Here is a 10,447-nt window from a genome sequence, read left to right on the forward strand (position 1 = left end):
GGTTATTTTGATGGTGGGCAGAGTACGGAATCATGGGAATTTAAAGGCAATCAGTTAAGTCGGGCTTTTTCTGAGACCTATCAATATGTGCCGAATCGTTTATTCAATGCGACCACTGAAAAACCTGTATTAGATCAGAAAACCCGAAAAACCACGGTATTTGACATTCAGAAACCTGAGGTAAAACATAACTTTGACAAGTTAAAAAGCTACTTTAACCAAACCGTTTTGGACCAATGTGGCTAAGTTTGCCATCTCCACAATTTCTATCCAAAGTGTTTTTAAGCTGTAATCTAGTTGTAAAGTTTTGCTGAAATCCATAGCTTTCTCTCATTTGCTCGATATGATTCATTTGCGTTCATGAAGTGCCCCAACATGGCACATATTTAAAGGAAACCGCAATGAAGAAAATGATCAAAACAGCTATCGTGACAACAACTATTCTCGCTTCTGCTTCTGTTTTTGCACAAAATGTAGGGGTAAATGCGAATGGATCTGCTCAAGTGAATGTTCAATCTGGTGGATTGGTAAAAGGCATTACAGGTGCAGTTGCTAACACAGCACAAGGCGTTGGTCATGTAGCACAACATGTTGGTCATGCGGCCGTGAACACAGGTGTGAATGCATCTCAGAAAACTGTGGGTACTGCTGCAAATATAGGATCAAAAGTGATTCATACCACGGGTACTGCCGTGAAAAATACGAAAGATTATGCTGTAGAGAAAGCCGTAGATGGTCGAACATTTGCTGCTGACAAAACGGCGGATGTGAAAAAACGTATTGCGGACAAGCAAGCAGCTTCTAAGGCGCTAAGCTTAGAAGCTCAAACCAATGCAAAAGCGCAGCTGAATAATAAAACAGCAGCGGTAGATGCCAAAACAGGCTTAAATGCAGATAAGAAAAATCTGCAAGCAGGCACTAACGTGGGTGTAAAAGTTTTAGGTGTAAATGCCAATGTAAACACCAATGCTAAAGTCGGCATTAATTAATTACTTTATACCCATCTAATAAATAAAAAGCCCTTAGCAATGTAAGGGCTTTTTTTGTTTAACAGAGTTGTAATCGACTCTGCTCAGCAGAATGACTCTCAATAAAATGCGTCAGACCATCATCTTCACAACTTAAAGTCAGTTGCTTGTAACTAAGATTATAAAAATCTGGATATTGTTTAAATATCAGTGGTGATTGATCTAAAGGTAAAGCATCACCAAACTTGATCAGTTTATGAATTCCCCGATCATTCATGGTCAAGAAATAATATTCATCGTTTAAATTTAACTCAACTAGCGCATTCGGCTTTAAGTGCAAAGGCACAAGGTATTGTGAATTTTCCTGAATATGCTCTGCACTATAGCTTTCAAGTTTTAAACTAACCAAGTTAAAAACCAAGAATTGGTTTTGTGGGGTACAGACGTTGGCAGCTGCTGTTTGAATTTTTTGAACAAAATGTGCATGCGCACCTAATTTATGTAAATTTTGCTCAGTTCCCTGTTGCAATTTAAACAACTGCTGAACGAGTTTTTGTTTCATTACAGCATCAAAATATCGTTCATCAAGTGCAAAGTCATTATTTTCTAAAATCTTTAACAATGCTTGTTGATGCTTCGATAAGGCAGCATCCAAAACATGACGATAGTAGAACTTACTTTGTTTTTTCACTTCACGCACACGACGATAAAAATACGTCAGCTCAAACGGCTTTTCTACAAAATCATGTAACAGTTGCGAGCTTGCCAATACCGAAAGTGCTTCATGTGCTGTAAAAGGCAAATGAATAACATCCATCTGTGGCAACAAAGGTTTTATTTTTAAGAAATGCTCTTTATCTTCAGCAAAATAGGGATCATAGACAAGAATATACTCCCGAGATGCGTCGACCTCATCCGCCTGAATCTGCATATTTTGATGAATAGATGCATCAAAAAATTCTGCATAACGACGATCTTCGACAACTTCTGGGTCAATCGAAAATTGTGGAACAAATGCCACAATTTTTTGCATATTCAACAAGTTTGAGTATTTTATTGCGGCATAGCCACCCATTGAACCGCCATAGCCCACTCGCTTTTCAAACTGTTCAAGAATTGGCTGAATCTGTTGTTGCATCTGCAACATGCTGGCCTTAGGAAACCATGTTTTTAATTTCGGCATTATGCCGATGACATTGTATTCATATTTAATTAATGATTTTTCAGCATTGATGGACATTCCTTTGGCTCGACTAATCAAATCGCCAAAAGAAACCACTAATGTGTCGCTTGAACCTTTCAAAAAAATAACGCGAATATGTTCATCTTCAAATATTATTTGCTTATCCATGCTCACACTGAAAAGTTGATCCTAGGTTGGTATCAAAAAGTCACCAAATCATGACTTTGCCAAACCCAAATTGCCGAGTATCTTATTTTATAGAGATAGAACAGATTAAAAAGCGCAAAAAATGACACAATCCCTGCATCCTTCGGCGCAAAAAGGCTTCAGTTCAGGTGCTGAACTTTACCAACAGGTTCGTCCCAATTATCCACAAGAAATAGTGGTTTGGCTGCAAGATCGTCTCAAAATAGGTGAAAGTTCAACTGTTATAGACCTAGGTTCTGGGACTGGCAAATTCTTACCTTACCTGATTCAAACAGGTGCCAAAGTGCTGGCTGTTGAGCCTGTAAATGAAATGTTAAAGCAGCTCCAACAAAGCTACCCTGATATTGAGTGCTTTCAATCATCAGCAGATTCACTCCCCTTCAAAAATGCTTCTATTGATCGTGTTCTTTGTGCGCAATCATTTCATTGGTTTGCAAATCAACTCAGCCTTTCTGATATCCATCGAGTCCTCAAACCATCAGGTCATCTAGGATTAATTTGGAATCAAAGAGACATCAATGTTGATTGGGTTCAAGCTTTAGCAGATGAAATAGCACCTTTTGAAGGAGATACTCCACGTTATCATAGTGGGCGTTGGAAAGAAGTTTTCGATGATCAGGATTTATTCAAATTAAATAGTTTGCAGACCTTTCAACTGATACATTCTGGTACGGTAGAACAGGTAGTCAGCAAACGCTTATTGTCCACCAGTTTTATTGCAGCAATGCCCTATCCTGAACAACAACAGTTCAAAGCGAAATTTGAACAAATTGTATTTGATTTTACAGGACGATCTCCGCAAGATCAGATAGATTTCCCTTATATCACCTATGCCTATCACTTTCAGAAAATATCAAATTAATCAGGGATGAATATGTCCATGCCAACCGTTAAAACCACTTATGTCCTTGCAGCATTGTTTAGTTCAGTCCTTTTTCTCACAGGTTGCAACAAAGACAAAGAACCCACAGCAGCAACTGAAAATCAAACCAGCTCTAGTCAAGATGCGATTGGTCAATTGAATCAGACACCGATCAAGCAATTTCCTGCAACTGCAGATGATGCGCATGATATTGCTGTGTTAGATGACTATGATCGTCGCTTTACTGAGATGACTGATAGCATGGAAATCGAACTTGCCAAAATGAAGCAAGAAAATACATTGACACCAGAGTTTGAAGCACAACGCCAAAAAGACAATGTGAACTCTGCACTCACAATGCTTAAAGATTTAAATCTAAAAACTGAACAAGGACGCTATATTCAAGGTTTGTTATATGATTATTGGGAAAGCCAAGCAAAGGTGCTACAAAATGCGACAGACACCAATCAGCAAGTTAATCAGTTAAATGAATATTTACATGCACAAAGTCAACTCCATCATTGGCGAAGTGCTCAAGCTACAGAAAATAAAAGCAATTAAATAAAAAACGAGGGTTATCCCCCTCGTTTTTTTGGATTAATTTGAATTAGATTTTCTGCTTTTCAATCCATTGAATCGAATTCACTCGAAATAACTCACATGCCCCATCGCCAATATCTGTAGGTGATAGCGAAGACTTCCATACTAAGTCTTTATCACGAACTTCAACCAGTTCACCTTTTAACTGGACCAAATCACCACGTTTCACTTGTTTAATCTGTTTGGCAATTTCAGGATTGGCAGGAATGATGTGCATGTTCGATACCATTTGCATGGCTTGATCCGCAGGCACGGGAAGTTTATCCATTTTCCAATTCAAATAGCGGTCATATTGACTGACTGAAATATTACGTGCGATTTCAGGATGCGCGAACAATCCCCAACTGACAGCATAATCAATCGGTGAAAACTTGGCTTGCTCATCATCTTGATAAACTTTAGATCCTAAAATACGAAAATTACCGTAGAAAGGCTGCAATACCGAAATCGATTGGTCTTTCACTTGAGGGGATAAACCTTTCGCAATATTGTATTCCACTCCACTGGCAGAAGCATGTGCCTGACCCAGTGCAGCCACCATGCATAAACTCATCCATAGACGCTTTTTCATGGCTTTTACTTCCTCAAAAATATGACTGATAGCAAATAAACTCGTTTGAGCTTTCATAGTATGCTTAGACCATGAGAAAAGTTGCTTTTTTTGGTAACAATCAAATAATCTTTAGTCATATTTTTGTGCAGTGTTTAGGGTCTGTTGACATTTCACATCTAGCTGCGACAGCCCCCATTAAATCTACGAATGGATTCTCTATGATTTATCAATTTTATCAACGCCGAATCTTTCCGCATTTACTCAATCAAGTCATGCAAACGGGCAGTTTGATGGATAAACGACGCGAATTACTCATTCCGATCGAAGGTGAAATTCTTGAAATAGGTTTTGGCACAGGTCTCAACATCCCATTTTATGGCAATGTAGATACCCTGTATGCGCTTGAGCCGAATCCAGATATTTATCATTTGGCGATTGAGCGTGTTCAGAATGCACCTTTCCACGTGAAACACGTTCAATCCAGTGCTGAGAAACTACCATTTGCTGATGCATCGCTAGACCATATTATTTCGACATGGACGCTGTGTAGTATCCCAAAACTGGAACAGGCATTAGCTGAAATCTATCGTGTGCTTAAACCTACAGGAACATTTCATCTCGTTGAGCATGTCAAACATCCAGAATCGGTAAAAATGCAATCTTTACAAACCTTACTGACTCCGATTCAGAAGCGCATTGGAGATGGTTGTCATTTAAATCGGGATATCGAACGGAGCCTAGCGCAAGCAAAATTCAAATTTATTGAAAAGCAATATTTTGATGCTGAGGGGATTCCTGCGATCGCACAAAAGATGTTACTTGCCCGAGTGCAAAAGATTTTGTTGAATCCTTGAACTAATCATCAAAGTCGATCCGCAAAGTTTCAAAACGGACTCGACCTTCTCGAACAGCTTGAGCAATCGCCTGTTGTCCTTTGCTCAAGCGCGCACCACCACTTTTGATATCTAATAAAATCACTTCAATATCTTCTGCATCACCATCACCGTCACGAAAATCGGTATAGCCATCAAACACCACATAATCGACAGGATCACCGAGAAATTTGGCATCACTAGGTAAATATTGAAACTCAGGTAAGATCGGGGCAAATTGCTCAGCCATTTTTCCTTTTAAGACCGCACGACTGGTATTCACACTACGCTTTTGAGCATCTAACAATGCCTGTTTATGCTCTAGTTCCAATTCAGCAATATATTTCTCATATTCAGCTTGAATACGACCATTGCGGCTATTTGATAAAATGAGAGTGGTAATCACAACCCCTATACAGCCACCAATCAACATCGCAAGCCAAACCGACATAAGTCTTTCCTTTTTCAATAACGCTGCTATTTAACTGCAACATTAAACTTTTGTCATGTGTAGCACACTCTGTTCAAAAAGATGCTAAGGTATAGTGGAATACAAAACACACGTTAAAAAATCTAATTTCATGAAGACAATATTAATCGCAAATCAAAAAGGCGGCTGTGGTAAAACAATGACGGCGATTACGCTCGCCACTGCGCTCTCACAAAAAGGTTATAAAGTCGCTCTCGCAGATGCAGATAATCAAAAATCATCCTTACAATGGCTGAAACAACGCCCCGACTCTGTCACTAATATTCAAAGTCTCGATTGGCGACATGAGAAATCAATCGGCGAAGCTCCCAAAAATCTCGATTATTTAATTATTGATGCGCCTGGCGCTTTATCTGGTGAACATGCTGAACAATTGGTGAGCGAAGCACATGCGATTGTGACACCACTACAACCTTCATTTTTCGATATTGATAGTACACGCCGTTTTCTCAAGCATCTTCACGAGATTAAACGTATTCGCAAGGGAAAAGTACAAATCTTATTGGTCGCAAATCGAGTCAAACCGAATAGCGCAAGCTCTAAAGATATCCAAGATTTCTTTAACAAGATTGAACAAGAACCTGTGGCATGGATATCAGAAAGAAGTGCCTATGGGACATTGGCAATGCAAGGTTTAAGTGTTTTTGATAAGCCACAAAAAAACTTTGTCAGCATCCAACATCAATGGCAACCTGTTTTAAACCAATTGGTCGATGACCCGAGCGAATGGTTCTAAGCACTGTATCTAAAGCTAATCTTTTGATCTTTAATGCTGAAATCCTATAGTGAAAATTTCACTCAGGGTGTTTTTCAGTTAATATGGTTTCAATTATCTTTTGGCACTAGAGAAAACCATGGTGCAACAATACGCTCCAACACTACAACGCGTTTTGCTGTTTGGATTGTTTTTTGTTTTATTGTTTTTGGGCTTTAGTATTCTTAAATACTTTATTGTCCCTGTTCTTTGGGCGGCTATTATCGCCTATATGACATGGCCCGTTTATTTATGGGTACAACGTCGTTTTTTTGGTGAGAACCGCCCTACACTGAACGCTACTATTATGATTACACTTGTAATTTTAGTGATTGGTATCCCATTTATTTTTGCGATTTTCATGCTGCAACTCGAAGGTCGAAATTTATATTTTAATCTACAAAAACAATTATTTTCAGGACACATTCAAGTCCCAGATTTTATTCGTAACCTCCCTATCATTGGCAAAGACATCAGTCGTACAGTCAATGAATTAAGTGCTGATCCGAATAGTATTACCAAAAATGTCGCTGAATGGATTCAAGGTCATCTCAGCTACGGTCGTTTTGTCTTGAGCGAGATTAGTCGTAACCTCGTCAAACTTACGTTTGCCATTATGACCTTGTTCTTCTTTTATCGGGATGGTCAGCTGATTCTGTCACAAGTGAGTCGTGCACTTGAAATGGTGATTGGTCCTCGTGTGCATCATTATCTAGAAACGATTTCTGAAACAACACGTGCAGTCGTTTACGGTGTAGGTTTAACTGCTGTAGCTCAAGCAATTTTGGCAGGTCTAAGCTATTTTGTAGCTGATGTACCCAACCCAATGTTGTTGACTATGGTGACATTTATCTTGGCATTAATTCCTTTTGGAACTCCAATTTCGTATCTCAGCGTCGGTTTATGGTTATTTGCTCAAGGTCAAACAGTTGAAGCAATTGGGGTTGTGGTGTGGGGCTTATTAGTCGTCAGCAGCTCAGATAATGTGATTCGACCACTCGTGATTTCAGGGGCAACAAAAATCCCATTCATCTTAATCATGTTTGGCGTATTGGGTGGTATTGCTAGCTTTGGATTGGTCGGCTTATTTATTGGTCCTGTGATTTTGGCAATCTTATTAGCGATTTGGCGTGAATGGCTACATGAAAATGTTCAAGAACCTATTGCTGCGATCGAAGCACCACCAGAAACCAAATCCTAAATGCAATTTTGACCATTTATCTTGTCATACAGAATCTAGCTTGCGCGTTATCCCAGACTTTGTTTGAATCAATCAAATAAAGACAAAATAGATAAGGATAATTCGCAATGCTTTCAACCTTAAAACGGTATGCAGTTTTTAGTGCAATCATGATGAGTATCAGTGCATGCTCATCAATTCCCTTAGACAATAATGCCGCAAAAATTCAGAAACAGCCCACTAGCTCCGATCATAAATATTTAATCCCGATCCATCAGGTTAGCGCCGATGGTATAGGTGCTTCGATTGGTACAGTATCCTTCCAAGAAAGTCCAAATGGTCTGATCATCACCCCTGCATTGTGGAAACTTCCATCGGGTGAACATGGTTTTCATATTCACGAGAAGCCGTCATGTGAAGCTGCAATGAAAGATGGAAAAATGGGTGCAGCACTGGCAGCGGGCGGTCATTACAATCCTGACAATATCGCCCATCACGGCACGCCAGAAAATGGTCATTTAGGTGATCTACCTGCACTCACTGTCAATGAAAAAGGCTTTGCAACCCAAGCCGTTATCGCACCTCGATTAAAGCTCTCCGATATTCAGGGACGTGCGATTATGATTCATGCAGGTGGGGATAATTATTCTGACACACCTAAACCCCTTGGTGGAGGTGGTGAAAGAATTGCTTGTGGTGTGATCAAATAAAGATTGTGGGTATCTCAAAAGATATCCACAATTTAGGATTTTATTCACTTAATTTATCTATAAAGATGAATATAAATAAAAGATGAGCACGAATTTTGCTTAGTTTTATTAAATGAAAAATCAACAAAAATGGGTTGAAAAATTGACTCAATATCTTGATCAGCACATCATTTTAGCTATGCAATATGGCTATATGATGATGAATCAACACATAGCAGAATATAGTCGTGAATAGTCTTTATCATCTTTTTAATCGATTCCGATCAAACTCGATTCTACTGTATTGCCTACAAATTTTGATTGTGTTGACAGGCACTACATTGGTGTTGCACGGATTGGGACTAGGTCAATTCATTGTTCCTGTTACATTAGGCGCAATTGCGGCTGCCCTCACAGACTTCGATGATCGTCTGAGTATTCGGCTACGCAATTTGGTCTATGTCTGTGTACTGTTCTTTAGTGTTAGTACCATTTTAGAATTTTTAGCACCTTATAAATTTTGGTTTATCGTTTACCTTAGCTTGTCCAGTGCAGCACTGATTCTCATGGGTGCTTTAGGTCAACGTTATGCGACGATTTCATTTGGTACGATTCTCCTTTCGATTTACACCATGTTTGCTCTAGGAGAATATGCAAATTGGTATCAACAACCGAGTTATTTTGTCATCGGTGCTGTGTGGTACGGATTGACCTCGATCTTATTTTTTATGATTCGACCAACCCTACCCTTACAGGAGAAGATTTCAACGATTTTCAAAGAAATGGGTGAGCTGCTACAGAGCAAAGCCAAGTTGTTTGATCCAGATAATGTCGATAATGTTGAAACACTGTTATTTGAACTCTCACAAAAAAATGCCCAAGTGGTGAATAGTTTAAATCAAGCAAAACAATCCTTACTTTCTCGGCTTAAATCCTCACGCATCAATAACAGCAGTATCTATTGGCTAAACTTATATTATTTTGCGCAAGATATTCATGAACAAGTCACCTCCAATTATTTGCACTATGAAAAAATCCATCAGAACTTTAGCCGTAGCGATTTAATTTTTCGTATTCAAAAAAATATGTTTCTACAAGCAACTGCCTGCAAAAAACTGAGTCAGGCTTTGCTGCATAAAAGTACTTATCAAAATACCCCACTCGCTGATGCTGCGCTTGCTCAATTGGAAGAATCCATGCAAGACTGGATTGCTCAACATCCACATAATCTTGAAGTTAAAAACCTAGAACTGATTCTGAATAACTTAAAAAGTATTCATGAACAATTTGCTCAACTGCAATTTCCACAAAACATCGAAATAAGATCAACACAACATCAACAAGCTCATCTCAACTTACTGGATGAGGATATTCAAGGCTTTCAGGATTTATTGTTAAAACTAAAACAGCATCTAAGTCCTCAGTCTGCTTTATTTCGTCATGCAATTCGCTTAGCTATTGTGTTTGCCGTAGGTTATGCCGTGTCCTTGATGCCTTTTGCAAAAAATGGCTATTGGATTTTATTGACCAGTTTGTTCGTTTGTCAGATCACTTACTTTGCCACTAAAAGTCGCTTAAAACTTAGAACGATTGGTACGTTGTTGGGTGTGCTTTTAGGTGTGCCCGTTCTTTATTTTGTACCTAGCATCGAAGGTCAATTGGTTATTACTGTAATTTGCGGAGTATATTTTTTCTATTTGCGTCAAAAAAAATATGCACTCGCAACAGTGATGGCAACGCTTATGGTGTTGTTAATATTTAATTTAAAAAGCGCAGGTTTCAGTATTATTTTACCGCGTATCATTGACACGTTAATCGGTTGTGCAATCGCATGGCTAGCGGTTAACTTCATATGGCCAGATTGGAATTTCCGAAATATTCCTGAAAATATCCGCAAAAGCAGTCAAGCAACGCTCAATTATTTGCATGCAGTTGTCCAGCAATATCATCAAGGTCGCTCCAACGATCTTGAGTATCGAAAAGCTCGTCGTGCCGCCCATAATGCTCAGATTGAATTATCTAATATGATTTCTAGTCTGAGTACAGAACCTGAACCAAACCAAGAACTCATTCACTATGCATTTCGCTA

Annotated in this window: 12 protein-coding genes and 1 pseudogene; 10 read left to right on the forward strand and 3 right to left on the reverse strand. The window is 39.0% G+C overall.

Annotation, left to right across the window (positions count from 1 at the left end; genetic code table 11):
- Together A2003_RS07575 and A2003_RS07580 are read left to right on the forward strand one after the other, a co-directional pair.
- Positions 1 to 246: pseudogene (locus A2003_RS07575) on the forward strand (hypothetical protein); the annotation flags it as partial.
- A gap of 155 nt (positions 247 to 401) precedes the next feature.
- Complete coding sequence (locus tag A2003_RS07580) at positions 402 to 989, forward strand: hypothetical protein (protein WP_112986989.1); 588 nt, start codon at positions 402 to 404, stop codon at positions 987 to 989.
- A gap of 58 nt (positions 990 to 1,047) precedes the next feature.
- On the opposite strand, the gene A2003_RS07585 is transcribed toward A2003_RS07580, so the two are convergent.
- Positions 1,048 to 2,319, reverse strand: a complete 1,272-nt coding sequence (locus tag A2003_RS07585) for a hypothetical protein (RefSeq protein ID WP_112986988.1) — start codon at positions 2,317 to 2,319, stop codon at positions 1,048 to 1,050.
- A 121-nt stretch (positions 2,320 to 2,440) separates the two neighbouring features.
- On the opposite strand from A2003_RS07585, the gene A2003_RS07590 reads away from it, so the two are divergent.
- Together A2003_RS07590 and A2003_RS07595 are read left to right on the forward strand one after the other, a co-directional pair.
- Positions 2,441 to 3,220 carry a class I SAM-dependent methyltransferase gene (locus A2003_RS07590; RefSeq protein WP_112986987.1) on the forward strand — a complete coding sequence of 260 codons (780 nt, stop codon included), beginning with the start codon at positions 2,441 to 2,443 and terminating at the stop codon, positions 3,218 to 3,220.
- An 18-nt stretch (positions 3,221 to 3,238) separates the two neighbouring features.
- Complete coding sequence (locus A2003_RS07595; protein WP_286687112.1) at positions 3,239 to 3,781, forward strand: hypothetical protein; 543 nt, start codon at positions 3,239 to 3,241, stop codon at positions 3,779 to 3,781.
- 46 nt (positions 3,782 to 3,827) lie between these two features.
- On the opposite strand, the gene A2003_RS07600 is transcribed toward A2003_RS07595, so the two are convergent.
- Positions 3,828 to 4,391: a hypothetical protein gene (locus tag A2003_RS07600; protein ID WP_026057391.1), complete on the reverse strand. Its 564-nt coding sequence runs from the start codon at positions 4,389 to 4,391 to the stop codon at positions 3,828 to 3,830.
- Between the two features lie 200 nt (positions 4,392 to 4,591).
- Here A2003_RS07600 and A2003_RS07605 point away from each other — a divergent pair, with 200 nt between their 5' ends.
- Positions 4,592 to 5,227, forward strand: coding sequence for a class I SAM-dependent methyltransferase (locus tag A2003_RS07605; RefSeq protein ID WP_004951672.1), 636 nt, complete (start codon positions 4,592 to 4,594; stop codon positions 5,225 to 5,227).
- A 1-nt stretch (position 5,228) separates the two neighbouring features.
- On the opposite strand, the gene A2003_RS07610 is transcribed toward A2003_RS07605, so the two are convergent.
- Positions 5,229 to 5,696 (reverse strand): Holliday junction resolvase-like protein, encoded by a 468-nt coding sequence (locus tag A2003_RS07610; RefSeq protein WP_004909502.1) that lies wholly within the window; start codon positions 5,694 to 5,696, stop codon positions 5,229 to 5,231.
- A 130-nt stretch (positions 5,697 to 5,826) separates the two neighbouring features.
- Between A2003_RS07610 and A2003_RS07615 the strand changes: the two genes are divergently transcribed.
- The 5 genes from A2003_RS07615 to yccS form a co-directional block, all read left to right on the forward strand.
- Positions 5,827 to 6,471 carry a ParA family protein gene (locus tag A2003_RS07615; RefSeq protein ID WP_004909505.1) on the forward strand — a complete coding sequence of 215 codons (645 nt, stop codon included), beginning with the start codon at positions 5,827 to 5,829 and terminating at the stop codon, positions 6,469 to 6,471.
- 121 nt (positions 6,472 to 6,592) lie between these two features.
- Complete coding sequence (locus A2003_RS07620; protein ID WP_026057392.1) at positions 6,593 to 7,690, forward strand: AI-2E family transporter; 1,098 nt, start codon at positions 6,593 to 6,595, stop codon at positions 7,688 to 7,690.
- Positions 7,691 to 7,797: 107 nt separating this feature from the next.
- Positions 7,798 to 8,379: a superoxide dismutase [Cu-Zn] SodC gene (sodC, locus tag A2003_RS07625; RefSeq protein WP_286687113.1), complete on the forward strand. Its 582-nt coding sequence runs from the start codon at positions 7,798 to 7,800 to the stop codon at positions 8,377 to 8,379.
- A gap of 112 nt (positions 8,380 to 8,491) precedes the next feature.
- A complete protein-coding gene (locus A2003_RS07630; protein ID WP_286687114.1) occupies positions 8,492 to 8,614 on the forward strand; it encodes a hypothetical protein in 123 nt (40 codons plus the stop codon).
- Positions 8,607 to 10,447 (forward strand): YccS family putative transporter (gene yccS, locus A2003_RS07635; RefSeq protein ID WP_286687115.1); only part of this gene is annotated, 1,841 nt, incomplete at its 3' end. The genes A2003_RS07630 and yccS, both read left to right, overlap by 8 nt.

It is taken from the genome of Acinetobacter sp. GWC1_38_13 (assembly GCF_001767535.1).
Taxonomy (GTDB): Bacteria; Pseudomonadota; Gammaproteobacteria; order Pseudomonadales; family Moraxellaceae; genus Acinetobacter; species Acinetobacter junii.